Origin of the sequence: Nitratireductor kimnyeongensis (assembly GCF_019891395.1) — a bacterium.
GTDB lineage: Bacteria > Pseudomonadota > Alphaproteobacteria > Rhizobiales > Rhizobiaceae > Nitratireductor > Nitratireductor kimnyeongensis.
The window spans coordinates 610,507-631,373 of the sequence record NZ_CP078143.1; the positions used below are offsets into that span (position 1 = coordinate 610,507).

Annotated in this window: 20 protein-coding genes and 2 pseudogenes; 12 read left to right on the forward strand and 10 right to left on the reverse strand. The window is 60.5% G+C overall.

Translation table 11 applies throughout. The features are described from left to right. The first annotated feature begins 63 nt into the window (after positions 1 to 63). Together KW403_RS02850 and KW403_RS02855 are read left to right on the forward strand one after the other, a co-directional pair. Positions 64 to 954, forward strand: a complete 891-nt coding sequence (locus KW403_RS02850) for a LysR substrate-binding domain-containing protein (protein WP_223021258.1) — start codon at positions 64 to 66, stop codon at positions 952 to 954. 120 nt (positions 955 to 1,074) lie between these two features. Beyond that, positions 1,075 to 1,260 (forward strand): DUF1059 domain-containing protein, encoded by a 186-nt coding sequence (locus KW403_RS02855; RefSeq protein WP_223021259.1) that lies wholly within the window; start codon positions 1,075 to 1,077, stop codon positions 1,258 to 1,260. 23 nt (positions 1,261 to 1,283) lie between these two features. On the opposite strand, the gene KW403_RS02860 is transcribed toward KW403_RS02855, so the two are convergent. The 3 genes from KW403_RS02860 to KW403_RS02870 are packed head-to-tail and all read right to left on the reverse strand — an operon-like array spanning position 1,284 to position 3,816. After that, positions 1,284 to 2,552 carry a CCA tRNA nucleotidyltransferase gene (locus KW403_RS02860; protein ID WP_223021260.1) on the reverse strand — a complete coding sequence of 423 codons (1,269 nt, stop codon included), beginning with the start codon at positions 2,550 to 2,552 and terminating at the stop codon, positions 1,284 to 1,286. After that, the gene (locus KW403_RS02865) at positions 2,552 to 3,184 is read right to left on the reverse strand and encodes a CoA pyrophosphatase (protein ID WP_223022419.1); all 633 of its coding nucleotides are present in this window, start codon (positions 3,182 to 3,184) and stop codon (positions 2,552 to 2,554) included. Before KW403_RS02865 ends, KW403_RS02860 begins: the two co-directional genes overlap by 1 nt. A 2-nt stretch (positions 3,185 to 3,186) precedes the next feature. Further along, the gene (locus tag KW403_RS02870; RefSeq protein ID WP_223022420.1) at positions 3,187 to 3,816 is read right to left on the reverse strand and encodes a DUF1285 domain-containing protein; all 630 of its coding nucleotides are present in this window, start codon (positions 3,814 to 3,816) and stop codon (positions 3,187 to 3,189) included. A 159-nt stretch (positions 3,817 to 3,975) separates the two neighbouring features. Between KW403_RS02870 and KW403_RS02875 the strand changes: the two genes are divergently transcribed. Genes KW403_RS02875 through KW403_RS02890 form a run of 4 tightly spaced genes read left to right on the forward strand, consistent with a single transcriptional unit; the run spans position 3,976 to position 10,810 of the window. Continuing rightward, positions 3,976 to 4,995: an AAA family ATPase gene (locus KW403_RS02875; RefSeq protein ID WP_223021261.1), complete on the forward strand. Its 1,020-nt coding sequence runs from the start codon at positions 3,976 to 3,978 to the stop codon at positions 4,993 to 4,995. A 28-nt stretch (positions 4,996 to 5,023) separates the two neighbouring features. Further along, complete coding sequence (locus KW403_RS02880) at positions 5,024 to 5,941, forward strand: DUF58 domain-containing protein (RefSeq protein WP_223021262.1); 918 nt, start codon at positions 5,024 to 5,026, stop codon at positions 5,939 to 5,941. Continuing rightward, on the forward strand, positions 5,938 to 8,748 hold the full coding sequence (locus KW403_RS02885; RefSeq protein WP_223021263.1) for a DUF4159 domain-containing protein: 2,811 nt from the start codon (positions 5,938 to 5,940) through the stop codon (positions 8,746 to 8,748). The genes KW403_RS02880 and KW403_RS02885 overlap by 4 nt, the downstream gene beginning before the upstream one ends. A 1-nt stretch (position 8,749) precedes the next feature. Further along, entirely contained in the window at positions 8,750 to 10,810 is a 2,061-nt protein-coding gene (locus KW403_RS02890) for a hypothetical protein (RefSeq protein ID WP_223021264.1), read from the forward strand. Positions 10,811 to 11,135: 325 nt separating this feature from the next. Here KW403_RS02890 and KW403_RS02895 read toward each other — a convergent pair whose 3' ends face one another. Continuing rightward, a complete protein-coding gene (locus KW403_RS02895; RefSeq protein WP_223021265.1) occupies positions 11,136 to 11,645 on the reverse strand; it encodes a GNAT family N-acetyltransferase in 510 nt (169 codons plus the stop codon). Between the two features lie 274 nt (positions 11,646 to 11,919). On the opposite strand from KW403_RS02895, the gene KW403_RS02900 reads away from it, so the two are divergent. Next, entirely contained in the window at positions 11,920 to 12,909 is a 990-nt protein-coding gene (locus tag KW403_RS02900; RefSeq protein ID WP_223021266.1) for a glutathione S-transferase family protein, read from the forward strand. Between the two features lie 115 nt (positions 12,910 to 13,024). On the opposite strand, the gene KW403_RS02905 is transcribed toward KW403_RS02900, so the two are convergent. Next, a complete protein-coding gene (locus tag KW403_RS02905; protein WP_223021267.1) occupies positions 13,025 to 13,522 on the reverse strand; it encodes an NUDIX domain-containing protein in 498 nt (165 codons plus the stop codon). A 54-nt stretch (positions 13,523 to 13,576) separates the two neighbouring features. Here KW403_RS02905 and KW403_RS02910 point away from each other — a divergent pair, with 54 nt between their 5' ends. Next, positions 13,577 to 14,500, forward strand: a complete 924-nt coding sequence (locus tag KW403_RS02910; protein ID WP_223021268.1) for a metallophosphoesterase family protein — start codon at positions 13,577 to 13,579, stop codon at positions 14,498 to 14,500. Between the two features lie 6 nt (positions 14,501 to 14,506). Here KW403_RS02910 and KW403_RS02915 read toward each other — a convergent pair whose 3' ends face one another. From KW403_RS02915 to leuA, 4 genes are all read right to left on the reverse strand, one after another. Continuing rightward, positions 14,507 to 14,722: a DUF3955 domain-containing protein gene (locus KW403_RS02915; RefSeq protein ID WP_223021269.1), complete on the reverse strand. Its 216-nt coding sequence runs from the start codon at positions 14,720 to 14,722 to the stop codon at positions 14,507 to 14,509. Between the two features lie 66 nt (positions 14,723 to 14,788). Then, positions 14,789 to 15,403 carry a hypothetical protein gene (locus KW403_RS02920; protein ID WP_223021270.1) on the reverse strand — a complete coding sequence of 205 codons (615 nt, stop codon included), beginning with the start codon at positions 15,401 to 15,403 and terminating at the stop codon, positions 14,789 to 14,791. A gap of 144 nt (positions 15,404 to 15,547) precedes the next feature. After that, positions 15,548 to 16,312, reverse strand: coding sequence for an alpha/beta fold hydrolase (locus tag KW403_RS02925; RefSeq protein ID WP_223021271.1), 765 nt, complete (start codon positions 16,310 to 16,312; stop codon positions 15,548 to 15,550). Then, a complete protein-coding gene (leuA, locus tag KW403_RS02930) occupies positions 16,309 to 18,033 on the reverse strand; it encodes a 2-isopropylmalate synthase (protein WP_378596819.1) in 1,725 nt (574 codons plus the stop codon). The genes KW403_RS02925 and leuA overlap by 4 nt, the downstream gene beginning before the upstream one ends. A 381-nt stretch (positions 18,034 to 18,414) precedes the next feature. Here leuA and KW403_RS02935 point away from each other — a divergent pair, with 381 nt between their 5' ends. The 3 genes and pseudogenes from KW403_RS02935 (at position 18,415) to KW403_RS02945 (ending at position 19,892) form a co-directional block, all read left to right on the forward strand. Then, positions 18,415 to 18,750 carry an ArsR/SmtB family transcription factor gene (locus tag KW403_RS02935; RefSeq protein ID WP_223021273.1) on the forward strand — a complete coding sequence of 112 codons (336 nt, stop codon included), beginning with the start codon at positions 18,415 to 18,417 and terminating at the stop codon, positions 18,748 to 18,750. After that, on the forward strand, positions 18,747 to 19,211 hold the full coding sequence (locus KW403_RS02940) for an SRPBCC family protein (RefSeq protein WP_223021274.1): 465 nt from the start codon (positions 18,747 to 18,749) through the stop codon (positions 19,209 to 19,211). Before KW403_RS02935 ends, KW403_RS02940 begins: the two co-directional genes overlap by 4 nt. Positions 19,212 to 19,239: 28 nt before the next feature. Then, positions 19,240 to 19,892, forward strand: a pseudogene (locus KW403_RS02945) (DUF899 domain-containing protein). A gap of 5 nt (positions 19,893 to 19,897) precedes the next feature. Here KW403_RS02945 and KW403_RS02950 read toward each other — a convergent pair. Beyond that, positions 19,898 to 20,416: a winged helix-turn-helix transcriptional regulator gene (locus KW403_RS02950; protein ID WP_246637869.1), complete on the reverse strand. Its 519-nt coding sequence runs from the start codon at positions 20,414 to 20,416 to the stop codon at positions 19,898 to 19,900. A 216-nt stretch (positions 20,417 to 20,632) separates the two neighbouring features. Between KW403_RS02950 and KW403_RS19310 the strand changes: the two are divergent. Next, positions 20,633 to 20,818: pseudogene (locus KW403_RS19310) on the forward strand (glutathione S-transferase family protein); the annotation flags it as partial. Positions 20,819 to 20,867 lie beyond the last annotated feature (49 nt).

A 20,867-nucleotide genomic window follows, 5' to 3' on the forward strand; every position in this document is an offset into this window, starting at 1 on the left:
AAATTCACGCAGATGCGCTGATTTTCAATGGAGATTGCCTATCGGATGCTTTAGAAAAACTGCATGAAGCATCTGCCAAGGGTTCACCTGAACGGTTTGCGCGCCGTAGAAGCGGTCGGCCGCGGCGGCTCTTTGAGTGCGGCCGCTGAAGAACTGGGTGTCTCGGTTGGCGCCGTCAGCCAACAGGTGCTCAAGACCGAGGCACAGCTCGGGGTCGCGATTTTCGAACGGACGGGACGCGGCATCCGCCCAACCGCGCTCGGGCACCAGTTCATTGAGCGGCTGGGCGCTGGATTTCAGGCGCTGGATTCGGCGGTGGCTCTAACGCGGCATGATACGGACTCGGTGTTGACGATTTCAGTCGCTCCGGTCTTTGCCGCCAAATGGCTGGTGCCGCGGCTCGCTCGCTATGCAAAAGCACATCCGGAGACCAAGCTTCGACTTGAAGCCTCCATTGGGCTGGTTCATCCCGACAGCACGGATATCGACCTTGCAATCCGCGTCGGGGAAGGGCATTGGCCGGACGTGCGCGCAGAATACCTTCTGCCGCAGGAAGTCTTTCCAGTCTGTGCCCCTTCGATCGCAAGGAATCTCAGAACACCGGAAGACGTGCTAACCGCTCCTATCATCCGCGATGCCAACTCCAACATCGAATGGGATGTGTGGCTGAAGCCGCTCGGCCTCGACGAGCGCGACCTCGCGGAAGGCGATACGTTCACCGACGCTGCACTCTGCCTCGATGCGGCGATTGCCGGACAGGGGGTGATGCTTGCATGGCACACGCTCGCCCATGACGCACTGCGCGGCGGTCAACTCGTCGCTCCCTTCCGCGAACGCGCGAAGACACGCTTCAGCTATTGGCTGGTCACATCGCAGAAACGGCCAGAGCCCGCCAAGGTGCGTGGTTTCAAAAGCTGGCTACAAAGCGAGATAGCGCAGATGCTGGCAGAATAACCGTTCTGGTTACGGTAAAGCCCGCTTGGGCTGCTGACGTTTTTTGTCATCGGCAACCTCTTGCCGCATTCCGTGTTATAGTTCATGGCACGCATAAACTGAGAACAGGAGGATCGTCTCATGAAGGAATTTCATTGCGGCTCGCTCGTTCCAGGCTGCGACTGGCACACGCGCCATGAGGAAGAGGCGGAAGTCATCCGTCGTGCAGCCGAGCACATGCGCGAAGCACACGGCGAAACCGTGATCCGCGAGAGCATGGTGGAAGCCATACGCTCACGCATCGGTGAGGCCCGCAACGCGGCCTGACCACGCTTGTTCCGCCGACCTTCTCAGCCGGCGGAAGAGATGATTGATGCGGCGCGCTCAAGCAGCGCGTCGCGTTTCAATGAGAAATCAGAGGCGACCCAATCTTCCTCCAACCGGGAAAGAACCTCTCCGACTGCCTTTCCCTTTTCCAGCCCCAGTTTTGCGAGATCGGTTCCGTTGATCGGGAAAGTGGGCTTCTGCCATGCTTGGGCGAGCTTGATAAGACGGGTGTATCCAGCCGCCTCCATCAGCGCCTTGTCGTCATCCGATGCGCGTGCACGAGCGCTCACCAAAGCCAATTTCAGGCGCCACCAAAGGCCATTTGCTTCCGCATTGTAGGCGAGTTTCCTGAATCCGCTTTCGCCCAGGTCAGCCGGCGGAACCGGTGCCCCCACCCAACCCGCAAGGTCTTTCTTCTCTGCATTGGACAGGCGCAAACGCTTTCCCAGTTCCGAGATACGGGGTTCATGCGGTGGAATGATTGCGGCAAGCCGCAGCAATGGGTCGGGCCGCCAGCCGAGCGTCTGCTCCGTTTCGATCAGCGGAGCGATGGTGTCGATGCCCCACTTTTCCGATTCCGGAAGAATTTTGGTCAGCACGCCTGTCTGGCGCATCCACAGGAGGGCACGTGAGGGATCCGGCGCCGAGAACAGCTTTTTCAGCTCCGCCCACACACGTTCGGCGGACAATCGCTCCAGCCCGTCACGATGGCGTGCACAGGCCTTCAGCCCCGCTGCATCGGGGCGGCCCCTCCCATACCAGGCGAAGAAGCGGAAAAACCGCAGGATGCGTAGATAATCCTCGTTGATCCTTATATCGGCATCGCCGATGAACCGCAGGGTCTGGCTTTCGAGATCCTGCAGGCCGCCCACCATATCAACGATCTCGCCATTCGCACGGGCATAAAGTGCGTTGATGGTGAAGTCGCGCCGCCCAGCATCGCTGCGCCAATCGCGGCCGAACGTGACATTCGCATGCCGGCCATCGGTTTCGACATCGGCGCGCAGCGTTGTGACTTCATAAGCCTTTCCTTCAGCGATCACCGTGACAGTGCCATGGTCAATGCCGGTGGGTGCGGTGCGGAAGCCGGCGCCCCGAGCCCGACGCACCGTTTCATCAGGCTCCGTGGTCGTGGCGATATCGATGTCCGTGACAGGCTGACCGAGCAAGGTATTCCGCACGGCGCCGCCAACAACCCGGGCCTCGTCTCCATCCATCGACAGCGCGGCAAGCAGCGCCTGCAGCCTATCGTCGGAAAGCCATTCCGAATCTGAAATCAATCGCTTGTCCATCAAGCATAAAGTCTTTCGTAAAGAGTGCGAATGATGCCTGCCGTGACACCCCATATGAAGCGCTCGCCGAAGGGCATGGTGTAATAGAACCGTTCCTTTTCCTGCCACAGACGGCTTTCACGCCGATGATTGGCGGGATCCATAAGGAAGGCGAGCGGCACCTCGAAAGCTGCATCCACCTCATCAGGATTGATGCGCAAGTCAAAGCCCGGTTGCACGATACCCAGAACCGGCGCGATGCGGTATCCGCTTCCGGTGGAATAGACTGGCATGCGCCCGACCACATCGACCGTATTGGGAAGAAGGCCGATCTCCTCGTCCGCCTCACGCAGAGCCGCGGCCTCTGGCGAGGCGTCTTCCGGATCGATACGCCCACCGGGAAAGGCTATCTGGCCCGAGTGGTTGCGCAGCGCCTGGGTGCGTTGGGTGAGGATAACGGACGCACCATCCGCATGGTCGACCACCGGAATGAGAACGGCTGCATCGCGCAGACCGGGCCGCACAATCATTTCACGCAGGTCGGGGTTCAGACTGTGATCGCCGTAATCTTCCGCTCCCGCGGGCCCTTGCTGGCGCGCCGCGCGGCGGCGGAATTCTTCGGCCGAATAAAGAGTTCTCGAGACACCCGTCATGGTCATTGCGACAGCCTGTGCAACGCGTCGGCGGGCATAACGGGAAACACCGTGCCGCGCGAGCGGATAGCAAACATCACACGCCCGTCGATCTCGACCTCCTCTCCGACTTCCACCAGATCATACAGGACAGAACGCGCGACAAGCGCTTCAAGCCTTCCGCGGACATGCAGATACGGCTTCAATCCACCTGTATCCCGCTGGTCCACAAAGCGCATTTCGTGCTCGGGACCGGCTTCGACCACGTCACCTACATTTGTACGGAAGGTAAGCGCCTGCGCGTCCCCCTCCCCCGTCACAACCATCTCCACCGCAAGAAACGGTGCATCTTCAACGCGAATACCGACTTTTTCCACCGGAGTTACAAGATAGGTTTTGCCATCCTCATCCTTGCGCAGAACGGAGGAGAAAAGCTGAACCAGCGCCGGGCGTCCGATCGGCGTTCCCATGTAGAACCAGGTACCATCGGCGCGGATCTCCATATCGAGATCGCCACAAAATGGAGGATTCCAGCGGTCGACCGGCGGTACGCCCTTGCCCGAACGGGCAGCGCGCGCGATCATGGCTTCCAGGCTGGCAGTGTCGCCGGCTCCCGAAAGGCTCGACGGGCTGTTGCTCGTTTTCTTGTCCATGGTCACGAAATAGTCACTGTTGTTTCGCTTGTCAGCCTTGTTGAGTGTTTTAAATTTGCCAAAGGGACGTGAAGGCACGAATCGCTCCAGACACGTGCCGGTGTGGTCCGTTCCTGCTGCCCTTTACTCCCCGGGGCCTTTAACGAGGATCGAGACGGCATGACCATTGTTTCCAAAAACGAAGTTCCCGGCAAACCTATAAGCGACAAGGAAATGGTCGCTGAAGCCGAGCGCGCGCTGGCAGATATCGCAAAGGTGCGGGAAGGCGTCGGCCAAGTGATTTTCGGACAGGAAGCAGTGGTGGAGCGCACGCTTGTCGCCATCCTTGCCGGTGGCCATGCACTGCTTGTCGGTGTGCCCGGACTTGCCAAGACAAAGCTCGTGGAGACACTGGGCGTGGTGCTTGGCCTCGATGCGCGGCGCATCCAGTTCACACCGGATCTGATGCCGTCCGACATTCTGGGCTCGGAAGTGATGGAGCAGGATGAAAAGGGCAAGCGTTCCTTCCGCTTTCTGCCCGGTCCGATCTTCTCGCAGCTTCTGATGGCCGACGAAATCAACCGCGCCAGCCCCCGCACCCAATCCGCGCTTCTGCAATCGATGCAGGAATATCACGTGACCGTGGCCGGCCACCGGCACGACCTTCCCTCGCCCTTCCATGTGCTCGCGACACAGAACCCGCTGGAACAGGAAGGCACCTATCCCCTGCCGGAAGCACAGCTCGATCGCTTTCTGATGCAGGTGGACATTCTCTATCCCGAGCTCGACGCCGAGCGGCGCATCCTTCTCGAAACGACTGGTACGGATGAAGCGGAGGCAAAAAACGCGCTTTCGCCGGAGCGGCTGAAGGAAATCCAGATGCTGATCCGCCGCATGCCCGTTCCTGAAAGCGTGGTCGATGCCATCCTCCAACTGGTGCGGACTGCAAGGCCCGGGGTTGGCAACCCCGACACGGATCGTCACGTGGCCTGGGGCCCCGGACCTCGCGCCAGCCAGGCGCTGACGCTTTGCGCCCGTGCCCGGGCGCTTTATGACGGCAGGCTTGCGCCTTCAGTGGACGATGTGCGTGCGCTGGCCGAGCCGGTGCTGCAGCATCGCATGGCGTTGACCTTCGCAGCGCGGGCGGAAGGCATGACGGTGCGCGACGTGATCCGGCGGCTCGTGAAAGCGCTCGATTGATGGACCCCACGCTCCAGATAGGATCCTGATGGCGAAGATCGGCGAAGTTTCCACTCCGGTCGCATCGAGCGATGCGCTGGTTCGCGCGCGTGCGCGGGCAGCGCTGATGCCTGACCTGCTTGTGGACGCAAAACGCGTTGCCAACAATGTGATCGCCGGCTGGCACGGACGACGCAAACGCGGAATAGGCGAGAATTTCTGGCAGTTCCGTCCCTATGTGGAGGGTGAAGCTTTTTCACGCATCGACTGGCGGCGCTCCGCGCGCGACGACCATCTTTATGTGCGGGACCGCGAATGGGAGGCGGCTCACACGGTGTGGCTCTGGGCCGACCCATCGCCTTCGATGCTCTACAAATCCTCGCTCGCGCCCACCGCCAAGGAAGCGCGGGCGCTGGTACTGACCTTTGCGCTGGCGGAACTTCTGTCGCGAAGCGGCGAGCGGATCGCATGGCCCGGCGTCACCGACCCGTTTTCCGCCCGCAATGGTGCAGAACGGCTGGCAGCCCAGCTCATGCATACCCCCGACCTGCCGGCCCGGCCCGACCTTCTGCAGATCCGCCGCTTCTCCGACGTGGTTCTGGTGAGCGACTTTCTCGATCCCGTGGAAGAAACCATCGCCTGGCTGGACCAACTGGCGAGCCGTGGCGCACGCGCCCATCTCGTCGAGGTGGCCGATCCGGCGGAAGAAAACTTTCCCTACACCGGTCGCACTGAATTTTCCGACCCCGAAACGGGCGAAAAGCTGACGGCTGGGCGCGCAGAAACACTGGCAGAAGATTTCCGGCGACTTTATCTCGCCCGGCGCGAAGAACTGGCTTTCTGGTGCAAGCGGCTCGGCTGGAGCTACACGGTGCATCATACCGACCGGCCTGCCGCGCAAGCGCTGGTCACTGTCCACAACGGCATGAGCGCTGATGCCGGTTTCGGTTTGGAGGGGCGCTCGTGAACTGGCTTTCGCTCTCCTTCGCGCAGCCATTCCTGCTATGGGGCCTGATCGCCCTGCCGGTGATCTGGTGGCTTTTGCGGCTCACACCGCCGCGACCGCAAACGGAAACCTTTCCGCCGCTGAAAATTTTGGCGCGCGTGGCAAAACGCGAGGAAACGCCGCACAAGAGCCCGTGGTGGCTGACACTGCTGAGGCTGTTGCTCGCCGCGCTCGTGATCTTGGCGCTTGCCGACCCGGTGCTGAATCCGCGCGAAAAGGCAGCAGGCGAAGGCTCGGCACTCGCCATCGTGCTCGACAATGGCTGGGCTGCGGCTCCCGGTTGGGAAGAACGCGTGGCCACGGCGGCACGCCTGATCGAGGATGCACGCGCCAATGAACAACCGGTCGTACTGGCGCTGACCGCCGAAGAACAGAACCAGGAAATAGGCCCGTTTGATGCCGATACGGCGCTGGAACGGCTGAACGCAGCGCAGCCGCGCCCCGTACCGGGCAACCGGCCGGCCCTCTATGGTCGGGTGGCTGGTGCGCTTGAGGATTTCCCAGCCGCCGCTGTTGCCGTTCTGACTGACGGCCTGGCCACAAATGGGGATGAAGCCGCCTTTGCAGAGCTTTTCTCCAGTGGCCCGGGTGAAATCCTTTGGGCGCAGCCCGACCGGCTTGACCTGCTCGCAGCGACGGATACGCAGAACACGGCTGAAGCGTTCGAGATCACCGCAACGCGCGCGCAAAGCGATACCGGCCCGCGTCAGGCTGTTGCTTATGCGAGCGACGAGAGGGGCCGACGCATCGCCGAAACGACAATCACGTTCGGCGCGGGCGCAACCCGGGCTGTTGGCTCGATGCGCCTGCCCTTTGAACTGCGGAATGATTTCGTCTCCGTGGGAATCGAGGGCCAGAACCAGGCCGCCGGCCTGAGGGTTCTGGATGAAAACAGCAGGCGCCGGCGCATCGGGCTCATTTCGCAAAGCGAAGCGGATCAGGCGCAGCCGCTGCTTTCGCCGCTCTACTATATCGAACGGGCGCTTGCGCCATTCGCCGACCTCATGGAGCCATCGAGCGCCGAACTGACCGAGGCGCTTCCGGAATTGCTGGAGCAGAAGCCGGCGGTGATCATCATGGCCGATGTGGGCACGCTGCCGGCGGCTCCACGACAGGCATTGATCGACTGGGTGAATGGCGGAGGAACGCTGGTGCGCTTCGCCGGACCGAGACTGGCAGCGGCGGACAATGACGAGGATCTGCTGCCCGTTCGCCTCAGGCTGGGCGAACGTTCGCTCGGCGGCGCGCTCTCCTGGACCGAGCCACAGCCGGTTGCCGAGTTTCCTGCCAACGGCCCCTTTTCCGACCTCGCACCCCCGCGCGACGTGACAGTGAGCCGGCAGGTTCTGGCCGAACCCTCACCCGACATCGTGGAACGGAGCTGGGCCAACCTGGCCGACGGCACACCGCTGGTCACCGGCGTTTCACGCGGGGAAGGACAGATCGTGCTCTTTCACGTGACGCCGGAAGCCACCTGGTCGAACCTGCCGATCTCGGGCAGTTTCGTGGAAATGCTGCGCCGAATCGTCCAGCTTTCGCGCAATCAGGGGGCATTCAACAATGCGGGTGCCGAAGGCGGACGGGCACTGGCCCCCTATCGCCTGATTTCGGCGGAAGGACGGCTCGTGCCACCGTCCGGCGAGGCGGAGCCTCTCACCGCAGGCACAAGTGCCGTGACGCTCAAACACCCACCCGGCCTCTATGGCAGCGAGGAAGGCGTTGTCGCGCACAATCTGCTCGCATCGGATGCCGAACTCCTCCCGATTGAACGGCCCGAGGCCCCTGCCCCGATAACGACGATCTCTTATGGGCTCGACGAGCAGCAACCGCTCAAGGGGCCACTGTTTGCAGCCGCCCTCGCCCTCCTTGCGCTCGATACGCTGGCTGTTCTCTGGCTCGGCGGGCGATTGCGCCGCAGGCCGCAACTGGCCACAAGCGTCGCCGCAGCTCTGGCGATGGCTCTGGTGCTTGCAACGATGACACCGCAGACAGTCCTCGCACAGGATGAGCGTACCGGCGAGGCAGACGCCATCGAGGCGATTTCACAGACACGCATCGCCTATGTCATCACCGGGCTTTCCTCGCTCGATGCAACGAGCCGCGCCGGCCTTCAGGGGCTATCGACCTTCCTTGCAGCCAAGACGGCGCTGGAGCCCGGGGAACCTGCGGGCGTCGATATCGCCACCGACGAGTTGTCTTTCTATCCGTTGATCTACTGGCCCATCGACCCGGACGCACCGATGCCGAGCGAAGAGGCCATTGCCCGCATGGACGCCTATATGCAGTCTGGGGGAACGGTTTTGTTCGACACGCGCGACCAATATTCAAGCGGGTTTGGCTCGGATGCCGTGACACCCGCCACGCAGCGCCTGCGCGATATCCTTTCCGGCCTCAACGTGCCGCCGCTGGAACCGGTGCCCGAAGACCACGTTCTGACGAAATCCTTCTTCATCCTGCCGGAATTTCCAGGTCGCTTTCGCGGCAGCCCACTCTGGGTGGAAGCATCTCTCGATTCCTCCACCCGCTCCGACCGGCCCGTCCGGGTGGGCGACGGGGTGACGCCGATCATGATCACCGGCAACGACCTAGCGGGCGCCTGGGCGCTGGATGCCAGCGGAGAACCGCTTCTGCCAACCGTGCCCAACGATCCGCTGCAGCGCCTTTATGCTTATCGCGCCGGCGTGAACATCATGATGTACATGCTCACAGGAAACTACAAATCGGATCAGGTTCACGTGCCGGTCCTACTGGAACGGCTGGGGCAATAGCATGAACTGGTCGCTGAGTTTCGAACCGTTCTTTTCGTGGCCTGTTCTGGCAGTGCTGTTGATCCCCGTTGCGCTTCTGGCACTTCTCGGACTTTGGACGCGGCAACGCGGCGCGTGGCTCAGGCTGGCTGCGCTGGCCGCATTGGCCGCGGCATTGGCCAATCCGGTGCTTCTCGATGAAGAGCGCGAGCCGCTTAAAAGCGTGGTCGCACTTGTGGTTGACGAAAGCCAGAGCCAGACCACGATCGACGGACGCAGCGAGACGACCGGTGAAGCCGCCGCCGAACTGGAAGCAAGGCTTGCCCGCTTCAAGGAATTTGAAACCCGCGTGGTGCGCACCGGCCGGTCTTCCTCGGCAACTGAAAATGCCCAGACGCACCTTTTCGAAGCGCTCGATGGCGCCCTGCGCGATGTACCGCCTTCCCGCGTGGGCGGGGCCGTGCTGATCACCGACGGTCAGGTGCATGATATTCCAGAAAATGCAGCCGCAATCGGCGCGCCGATCCATGGCCTCATCACGGGTAGGCCTGACGAGATGGACCGCCGCATCCGCTTCGAACGCGCGCCGCGTTTCGGCATAGTGGGCAAGCCCCTGGAAATGACCTATCGCGTGATCGGCACTGGCAACCAGCAGGGGCCGGTGGATGTGCGCGTGATCATCAACGGCGAAGAACTCTTCATCGAAGAGGCGATGATCGGCCGCGAGACCTTGCTCGAGATCGACGTGCCAAATGCCGGCCGCAACATCATCGAACTGGCGATCGACCCGGTCGAAGGCGAACTCACGGATGTGAACAACCGCGCGGTCGCACTGGTCGACGGCATTCGCGAAAACCTGCGTGTGCTGCTCGTTTCCGGCGAACCGCATTCGGGCGAACGCACCTGGCGCAACCTTCTGAAATCGGACGCTTCGGTGGATCTCGTGCACTTCACCATTCTGCGCCCGCCGGAAAAGCAGGATGGAACGCCCATAAACGAGCTCTCGCTGATCGCCTTTCCCACGCGCGAACTTTTCGTCGAGAAGATCGATGATTTCGACCTGATCATTTTCGACCGCTACCAGCATCGTGACGTGCTGCCGATCCTCTACTACGATTACATCGCCGAATATGTGGAAAACGGCGGCGCGCTGCTGATCGCTGCGGGTCCGGAGTTCGCCGGCAACCAGTCCATCGCCCGCACACCGCTGATCGCCGCCCTGCCCGGCCTGCCAACTGGCGATGTGGTGGAACAGGGGTTTTATCCCCGCCTGACCGAGACGGGCGAACGGCACCCGGTGACGCGCGGCCTTGAAGGAGCTGGCTCCGAGCCTCCGGCATGGAGCCGCTGGTTCCGCCTGATCGGCATCGACCGGCCGGACGGTCAAGTGGTGATGCAGGGAGCCAACGAACAGCCGCTACTCATTCTAAACCGAAAGGGCGAGGGTCGGGTCGGCATGTTCCTGTCGGATCAGGGCTGGCTGTGGGCCCGCGGCTTCGAGGGTGGCGGTCCGCATGTGGCACTCTATCGACGCATTGCCCACTGGCTGATGAAGGAGCCGGAACTGGAGGAGGAGCGCCTTTCGGCTGCCGGTCGCGGCATGCGGCTGGAAATCACACGCCAGACCATGGAAGAGAGCGCACCGCCTGTTGAAATCACAACACCTTCAGGCAATGCGCTCACCGCCCAGCTAGGCCCAGCCGGCCCCGGCCGTTTTTCCACGAGCCTGGACGCCAATGAAATCGGCATTTACAGCATCGCCAATGGCGAACTGACCACGCTTGCCCATGTGGGGCCCGTCAATGCGCCGGAGTTCGGCGACATGATCTCCACGGAAGAAAAGCTTGCGCCGGCCGCCGACGCGACAGGCGGCTCGGTGCGCAGAATTGCCGACAACGACCTGCCCAACATCGTTCCCGTGCGCCGCACCGGAAGCGCCTCCGGCAATGACTGGATCGGGTTCAGGACCACCGATGACAGCATTTTGAAAGCCGTTCGCCGGGTTCCTGTCTTCACCGGGCTTCTTGCACTGGCGCTGCTGCTCTTCGCTTTTGGCGCTATGTGGTATCGCGAGGGGCGCTGAAAGCCAGCGCCCGACCGATTTCAGCAATTGTAGGTCACCGGCTCACCGGCGCTGTTCCGCGTTTCGCAGAGGCGTTCTCTTCCCGGATAACCGCCCTTCACATAGGGCGATGGTGTGGCACTTCCCGTGAGCGCACCCGGCCCGCGTTGTTCCACCGTGTAAGGTTCGGGAGAAATGCACCCTGTCAAAAGGAGAGAGACGAAAGGAAATATTACTAAATAACGCATTTATTCTTCTCTGTAAAAATTTCTAAAATAACAAATATAATCACAAATCACCTATCAATAGGGGATTTTTATTTCACAATTATTTCTCAGAGTCGATATTATATTGCGAGCGCGGCATGGGTGACGCTACCATTCAGTCTCGCCACCGCCCCCTCATTCAGCTCAACGGCCAACAGGCGTTCCGCATCGACCGGCCGCGGCATCGCAAGCTGGCCGTGGGGAATCTTCTCGAAGCCGAGGGGTCCATAGTAAGGGGCGTCGCCAACGAGCACGACGGAGCCCGCCCCTGCCTTCCGTGCGGCATCGACTGCGATTGCCACTAGCTTCCGGCCAATGCCTATGCTTTTGAAGGCAGGCCGCACCGCAAGCGGCCCAAGCAGGAGTGCCCGCCCTTCCCCGGCGGCGATCCATGTCATACGGACTGAAGCAATGACCTGGTCCTGATGAACAGCCACGAAGGAAAGGGAGCGATCATGCGGCCCGCCTTCGCGAATCTTGTAGGCAGCACGCGTGAAACGGCCGGGGCCAAAGGCTTCTTCGTTGATGAGCTCGATCTCAGCGTCGTGGGCCGGCTCTTCCGGCAGGTAGTGAATGTCGGCAGAAGACATGATCAGTTATTCCGGTGGTCTCGAAAGGTGGAGGCGGCCGCAGGCGCGCCTGCCCCATGCCAGGGGCCTTCAGTCCTTTCGTCGTCGCTCCACCAGAAACCGGATCATTGCCGTGCATTTTCCTCGCTGAAGGGAATTCCCGCTACCAGCATTTTTCCGCCTCGTCCACTGCAACTTTGCCACTGAACGGAATTTGTTGACGCAGCGTTTACGCTCCCAACGGTTGGGATCGGTCGGCCAATGCCCTACATCCATCGAAACAGAGGAGTTTTGAATGGGTTTGCTCGTAGAAGGTGTTTGGCACGACAAGTGGTATGACACGTCAAAGACAGGCGGCCGCTTCGAGCGGTCCAAATCGCAATTCAGGGATTTCGTCACGAAGGACGGTACACCCGCTGAGGGGCGTGAGCGCGGCTTCAAAGCCGAGCCGGGGCGGTATCATCTCTATGTCTCGCTTGCCTGTCCCTGGGCACATCGCACGCTGATCTTCCGGAAGCTGAAAAAGCTGGAAGACGTGATCTCGGTTTCGGTCGTCCATCACTTCATGGGCGAGAACGGCTGGACGTTCCTCAAGGAAGATGGCGCAACGGGCGATGAGCTGTACGACTTCAACTTTCTGCACCAGATCTACACCAAGGCTGACCCAGCCTATTCAGGCCGTGTGACCGTTCCGGTGCTCTGGGACAAGAAAACCCAGACCATCGTCTCAAACGAGTCGGCGGAAATCATCCGCATGTTGAATGAAGCCTTTGACGAATGGGGCGATGACACGCTGGACCTTTATCCAGAAGAGCTGCGTAACGAGATCAACAGCATCAACGAGTTCGTCTACGACAACATCAACAATGGCGTGTACAAGGCGGGCTTTGCGACCACGCAGGAAGCCTATGAGGAAGCTTTCAAGGCACTTTTCAGCGCGCTTGATGAAGTGGAAGAGCGGCTTTCTCGCCAGCGCTACCTTGCCGGCGACCGCCTCACAGAGGCCGATTGGCGGCTCTTCACCACGCTTGTGCGTTTCGATCCGGTCTATGTCGGCCATTTCAAATGCAACCTGCGACGCATCGCCGACTACCCGCAGCTTTCCAATTACCTGCGCGAACTTTACCAGATGTCAGGCGTGGCAGAGACTGTCGACATGCTCCATATCAAGGCGCACTATTATGGCAGTCACGGCACGATCAATCCGACAGGGGTCGTGCCATTGGGGCCGGAGCTCGATCTGACGGCACCACACAATCGCGACCGGCTAAAGCACGCGGCCTGAATTGCTCCCACCTCATAAAATCGAGTGATGCCGCCAATCCTCCTTCTCGCAACTTCCTGTGAGAAGGAGAATGGTCCGACCGGCAGTGCCCTTGCCTACAAAATCTTATGCGCCCCTACCACTCGTCCGAAACGGCGGCATTCTCGAATATTTCAGCAATGCGGCGGCGGGTTCCTTCGCTCGTTCCCTCGGGCAAGGCATCCAACGGGAAGAAACGCGCTTCGGCAATCTCACGATCAGGCACGTGAGGATGCGTCTGGCGAAAACGCGTGATGAGGTAGACCGCGACATGATCACGATTGCTGGCCATGCGATTGAAATGGAATGATTTCAACACCGGCCGTTCGAGAAGCTCAATGTTGCCTTCCTCGGCCAGTTCACGTGCAAGAGCAGCTTCCGTGCTCTCACCGGGCTCGACGCCACCGCCGGGGAAGTGCCAGCCCTTCACATAGGTGTGGCGCACAAGAAACACGGCGTGCGCTTCCTGATCGTAGATCACACCACGCATACCGAGCGTGACTGGGCGACTCAAACGCAGCCAGAAGTGAAAGAGACGGGCATTCAGGGGCGGTGTGGGGCGCTGCGAGGTGGACCTTGAGGGTGTTTCGTTCATATGCTGCATCCTGCGGGGTGGTCAGGGCGTTTGGCGTGTTCTACACACGGAAGCATGTTTCGCCTTGCGCATTTTTCCGACATCCATCTGGGGCCTCTCCCTGCCATAAGCTATCGCGAGCTCGCTTCCAAGCGCATCACCGGTTACATCAACTGGCGTCGCAACCGCAGGCTCAATCTCGATCATGGGCTGATCGACCGCATCACCGACGACATGCTGGCGGCAGAACCCGACCACATCGCGCTCAGCGGCGACCTCGTCAACCTTGCCCTCGACAAGGAGATAGAGATGGCGCGGCTCTGGCTGGAGAGCCTTGGCCCGGCTGACAAGATCTCTGTCGTGCCCGGCAATCACGACGCGTATGTGCCCGGCGCGCTGGCGCGATGCTGCAAGGCCTGGGCGGCCTACATGACTGGAGACGATGGCAAGGCGCCGAAAGGGAAAGGCGGGTTCCCCTATCTTCGTGTCCGCGACAGGATAGCCATCATCGGCGTCTCCTCGGCACGCGCCACCGCCCCCTTTCTCGCGAGCGGACATTTCTCAAAGGCGCAGGCCAAACGGCTGGCAAAGATGCTTGATGCCACCGGGAAAGCCGGACTTTTCCGGGTTATCATGATCCACCACCCTCCGGTGCGCGGGGCGACCCACGCAGCCAAACGACTTTACGGCATCAGTCGATTTCAAAAACTGATCCGCAAGCACGGCGCGGAACTTGTGCTCCATGGCCACACGCACAAGCCGACGGTTCATCGCATCGATGGTCCGAAGGGGGAAACAGTGCCTGTTGTGGGTGTTGCCGCCGCTGGCCAGTCGCATGGTAGCGCCAAACCGCCCGCTCACTACAATCTCTTCGAAATCGATGGCGCGCAGGGCGCGTGGGAAATCCGCTTCTCCCGGCGCGGTGTCACCGATGGAAACGGCACGATCGGAGAGGTCTCCGGGGCTCTGCTTACCGGTGGCGAGAAATCGGCCGGCTGAGCGCGCTCAGGACCGGCGGACCCGCCTCCAGAATGCGCTGCAGGCCCCAGTCAATCCGAGAGCCATTCCCGCCACCAGGGACGTGACGCACAGGTCCATCAGGGCGAGAGGCTCGTGGAGAACGCCTGCGGCATCGACGGAACTGCCAATGATGATCACTGCGATCAGACAGACAACACCGGCTGAGACCAGAAGTAAGGTGCAAAAAAACAGAAACTTCATCACAACCACTCGCTATCGACCCTTCAACCAAGAGTTGATCCGATAACGCGGCGAAATTTTGAAGCTTCAGAAACGGGACAACAGCGTTTCCAGTTCGGGAAAACGATCCCACATGGCAATCGCGACAGCCGCTACACCAACAATGCCACCCAACAAGACAAGTCCCAATCCACCCAGGAAACTGCGCCAGGCACCGGTTGTCGACGTTGCGGGGGCAATCGTTTCGTGAATTGTCGCGCCGCGGCGTGGTACCGCTTCAACATCACCCTCCACGACCCGCTGGCGTTCGACCATGCGTTCGGCAATGTAGCGTGTGACCTGATCGGCCACCGGCGCAATCTCCGTGCTTTCGGCCAGCACCACCCGACCGAGGCGGGTGTCGCGCAGAAAGCGATAGGTTCTGCGGTCCCGCCCCATCACCACATGGGCAACAGCATCGATCCACAGCCTTGGCTGCTCCCCCGAAGAAACGGCAAAGTCAAACGAAGGATCGTCCGCCGGCACATCGGCGAAGACCGGCTGAAGTTCCTGAGCCAGCAGTTCGAGCCGCGTCCGGCTCGCCTCCCGCATCTCGACGACCACATCCGCCCTGTCGGCAGCCGCGTTTTTCATCTCGCGCATAGCCTCGGAGAGATTTCGCACATTCGTAACCGAAGCTGCGGACTGACCAGCCTCACTCATGGGCAGGACTCCTGATGAAACTTAGCGTTAACCCATCGTTAACATGGCTAAAACAGAAAATCATCACGTTTTGTTCCGCTTCAGAAAGCAGCGTTTACAAAGAAAATTTATGCAAAACCGGGGACTATGAGGGATGTGCCAGCCTTACACCGCCCCGATACTCCGGGCGATGATACGGGCCACTGCCTCTGGCCTTTCCTCCGGCAACATGTGACCAGCCCCCTCCAGATGGTGAAGAGTGAAGGAGCTTGGCGCGTGCGCCGCCTGGCGAGGTGGCAACACGGCATCGAGCGTGCCCCATACGAGATGGACCGGCATCATCAGTTCCTCAAGCATACCGGCTGGAAACGCGCCCTGTTCTCCGTCGCGCACGATCACACCCGAAATCTCGATAAGTTTCTCCCGCTGGCCAGCCACGGCGTTCAACGCGATGGCTTCGGCCACGGTTTCGGGTGATATTGGAGAATGCGCTCCGAACATGTCCTGCATGGCAGAGGCAATCTCGGCGTCGGTGCTGGCCTGTGCGCGTGCCATCATCAGGTCGCCGGCGATCTCCCGTCCAAAGCCGCCCGGTGCGAGCAGCGCCAGGGAAGCAACGGTGCGTGGCGCAAGATGGGCGGAAAGGACCGCGATAGCCCCGCCGAAGGAATGGCCGGCCATATGACAGCGCCCTATACGGCGCGTCTCAAGATCATCAACGATGGCCTGAGCGGTGGCCTTCGCCTTGCCTGCCCCCGCGCAATCGATCGAGCGGCCATGGCCGGGAAGATCGTATGCAAGGATGCGCAGACCAGTGGGAAGCGCGCGGCGCACACGCTCCCAGATACGGTGGCTGCCGGCAAAGCCATGCAGCAGAACGAGGGCGCATTCGCCCTCGCCCTCATCTTCGGCATAAAGTGCGGCCGTCAACCGACGATCCGGTTGGCCGCCGATACCACGGCCTCGAGCGAAGCCGTGACGATGTTGGTGTTGACACCCGCACCGAAAAGCTTGCCCCCGGAATGCTGGACTTCCATGTAGCAGATGGCCGCTGCATTCGAGCCCTGCTGCATGGAATGCTCGGAATAATCGACCACCGACATCTCAACGCCCAGATGCTTGGACAACGCGTCGATGAAACCGTCGACCGGGCCCGTGCCCACGCCCTTGATCACCGTCTCCTTGCCCCCGTCCGTGATCGTAGCCTCGACGATGCGCTGGCCTTTGACACTCGTGTCGGGGAAGGTCTGATGATCGACGAACTTGATCCGCGCGCCGGGCTGGTCGACATAGAGTTCCATGAAACGCTCATAGATCTGCTTCGCAGGCAATTCCCGCCCCTCGCGGTCGGTGATCTCCTGGATGTCCTCGCGGAACTCCACCTGCAGATTGCGCGGCAGGTTGAGCCCGTAATCGGCCTGCATGACATAGGCGATGCCGCCCTTGCCAGACTGGGAATTGATGCGGATGATCGCCTCGTAGGACCGCCCGACATCCTGCGGATCGATGGGCAGATAGGGCACTTCCCAAAGCGGTTTGTTTGCCGCCCTGATGGCCTTCATACCCTTGTTGATCGCATCCTGATGTGAGCCAGAGAAGGCGGTGTAGACCAGTTCACCCACATAGGGATGCCGCTCGGGGATGACGAGCTGATTGCAGTACTCGTAGACATCCTTCATGCGGTTGATGTCGGTGCAGTCCAGTTCCGGATCGATCCCTTGCGTGTACATATTGAGCGCCAGCGTCACGACATCGACATTGCCGGTCCGCTCGCCATTGCCGAACAACGTCCCCTCGACACGGTCGGCGCCGGCCATCAGGCCAAGCTCGGTGGCGGCGATGCCGGTTCCACGATCATTGTGCGGATGCAATGAGACGATCAGGTTTTCGCGCTGATCGAGACTGCGGCACATCCATTCGATCTGATCGGCATGAATGTTGGGTGTGGACATCTCGACCGTGGAGGGCAGATTGATGATCAGCTTGTTATCCGCAGTCGGCTTGATGATCTCGATCACCGCATTGCAGATATCGAGCGCGACCTCCAGTTCGGTGCCGGTGAAACTTTCCGGAGAATACTGGAAGCGATAGCCACCGCCCGCCTTGGCGGCCATGTCCATGACCATCTTCGCGGCGTCGGTGGCGATCTGCTTGATGCCGGCAACATCCTTGCCAAAGACGACCCGGCGCTGCAACTCGCTGGTGGAATTGTAGAAGTGAACGATCGGCCGGTTGGCGCCCTCCAACGCCTCGAAGGTGCGGGTGATCAATTCCGGACGGCACTGCACGAGAACCTGCAGCGACACATCATCGGGCACCCCGCCCTCCTCGATGCACCAGCGGGCAAAATCAAAATCCGTCTGCGAAGCAGAGGGAAATCCGATCTCGATCTCCTTGAAACCCATGTCGAGCAGGAGTTTGAACATACGCGCCTTGCGCTCATGTCCCATCGGGTCGATCAAAGCCTGATTGCCGTCGCGCAGATCGACCGAGCACCAGATCGGCGCTTTCTCGATCCGTTTCGACGGCCACGTGCGATCCGCGATATCGATCTGCGGATAAGGCTGATACTTGATTGAAGCGTCCGGCATGCCTTTACGGCCCTGCGCGGTTTTCTCTCCCTGTACTCGGTTTTCTGCCATGTCAGTCATCGTGTTCTGCGCGTCCATTCCATTTTCTCCCGGCACCGGTTGCGTGCGCTTCGCACGGCGGGCCTGTCAACAGTAAATTGCAGATTTGGAGAAAGAGCTTCTGCCAGTCGGCGACATCGATCGCCGGGCGCTCCTTCAACGGACCCGGCGATCGCCGATAAGGCCGAGAAGAAGAAGGCTGGATGCTAGCGCGCGCACAGTCGCGCCGGAAAAGGCGGCACGAGCGGAACGGGAAACTGTCTGGCGCGTCATCATGGAGCTTTCCTTAAACGACGCCGACGCGGCTGGCAAGTGGATCGTCATGCAGGCGGAAGGGAGAGCTTGACATGCCACTTTGCATCTGTATTTTACCAATCGGATAATTAACTTTATGGTGAAATAATGCAGGCCGACGTGCTCAGCGCTACCTTCTCCGCCCTCGCCGACCCGACACGCCGTGCAATGCTCGCCCGGCTGGCCGAAGGCGAAGCCACGGTCAACGAACTGGCGGAGCCATTCGAGATGACACTTCCGGCCATCTCCAAGCACTTGAAAGTTTTGGAGAAAGCTGGGCTCGTTTCACGCGGAAAGCACGCCCAGTTTCGCCCCTGCCGCCTCGAAGCCGCCCCCTTGAAGGATATCGCCGGCTGGGTGGAAGCCTACCGCCGCTATTGGGAGGCGAGCTTTGACCGCCTCGACAGCTACCTGGGAGAAATACAGAAGGAGCAACCACGATGAACGTGAAAATAACGCAGAACGCCGATGCCGAGCTCTCCATCCAACGCGTGTTCAATGCCCCGCGCGATCTCGTTCTCGAGATGTGGACCCGCAAGGAGCACCTGGACCGCTGGAGCTGCCCGGACGGGATGACGATACCGGTTTCGGAAGGTGACATCCGTACAGGCGGCTGGTTTCGCACCTGCATGCGCGGCAATGATGGCTCGGAATACTGGGTCAGCGGGACATATCACGAAGTCTCACCCGAACGGATCGTTTTCACCCATGCCTGGGATGAAGAGAGCGGAGAGCGTGGGCACGAAACCGTTGTCACGATCGCTTTCAGCGACACTGAAGACGGTAAGACGCACATGCATTTCCACCAGGCTTTCTTCACCTCGACCGCATCGCGTGATGGCCATGCAGAAGGCTGGAAAGCCTGTTTCGAAAAGCTCGACAAGCTCCTTTCGCAGACCGCTTGAATCACAACAAAACTGCCCGGAGGGGAATATGGGACAGCAGACCGCATCCCGCGAGGAATGGCAAAAGGCCCGCGAAAACCTGCTCGCCAAGGAAAAGGCCCACGCGCGGGCCAGTGATGCACTGGCTGCCGAACGGCGCCGCCTTCCCCGCGTTCTGGTCGAAAGGAAGTATCTTTTCGACGATGCAGATGGCAGTCACTCATTCGAGGCGATCTTCGAGGGCCGCAACCAATTGATCGTCTATCACCACATGCTGAAGCCGGCTGATCCTGCTCCCTGCTCCGGTTGCGCCATGTTTGTCGACAATCTGGGCGACCCGGCGCATCTCAACGCACGCGACACCACTTTGGCGCTCGTCTCGCGCGCACCGGTGGAAGACATTGAAGCCTTCAAGGCCCGGATGGGCTGGAGACTGCCCTGGTACTCGGTGATGCACTCCACATTCAACGCCGATCACGGCGTGAGCGGCGCGGTTTCGGCCTGAATGTCTTCCTGCGCGAGGGCGGGTCGATCTACCACACCTACCACACCAGCGGCCGTGGGGTGGAGACACTCGGCACGAGCTGGACCCTGCTCGACCTGACGCCCTATGGACGGCAGGAGACCTGGGAAGTGTCACCCGAAGGCACACCACAGAGCGCGCCCCATCAATGGTGGCGATTGCACGATGAATATTCCTGAGCGTCTCACCTTCGATCCTCTTCTGATCGACGGGCAACAACCGCCTCATAGGCGACCTGCAGGCGCTCGCGCACGCCCGGCCCCTTTTTGCCCGGGTCTGGCTGCAATCCAAGATGCGTCACACGCAGATCATCCATGAACTCCTCCCAGAGCGGCGAGCCACCCTCAGCAAGGATCTTGGCCCGGATCGAAAGTTCCTCGGTGACCGGAAGCCATTTGCTGCCCCAGGCACCGATCATCGCAAAGACGGGTACCAGCTCGATGCCCTTCTCCGTCAGGCTGTAGATCGCCTTCTGCTTGTGGCTGGGATCATCCGCTTTCGAGATCACGCCCTCTGACGTCAGCCGTCGCAAACGATCCGCGAGGATGTTGGACGCGATCCCCTCCATGGAATTGTTCAGCAATTCACGGAAGTGACGCATGTTCCCGAACATCATGTCGCGCACGACGATGAGGCTCCATTTGTCACCAATCACCTCGACCGTGAGATTGATCGGGCAACCCGAGCGATGCTGATCCTGCAAAAAAGCCTCCTGAAAATTCTGATTGCACAATGCAACCAGTGATACTAGTCTGCAACTGATTGCAGTTTGCATACGGTTCTAAATCATTCCAACTTGAAGCGAAACGGGGTGAAGGCGAATGCGTTGCAGCCGTTGAACACATGCCACGGCCAGCGACCCGCCGTCTCGCAACCCGCGAGCTCTGACTTGGCGAACAGGTGAAGAAAGTTCCGCATCATGACAGTGAAACTTTATTCCCATCCCCTCTCGTCCTATTCCCACAAGGCATTGATCGCGCTCTATGAGAATGAGACGGCGTTTGAACCCGTCACACCCAATCTAATGGACCCCAGCGAACGCCACGCCTATCAACGCATTTCGCCGACAACCAAGATCCCGGCCCTCGTGGACGAGGCCCGTGACCGCATCGTGGTGGAATCGACCATCGTGATCGCATATCTCGATCAATTTT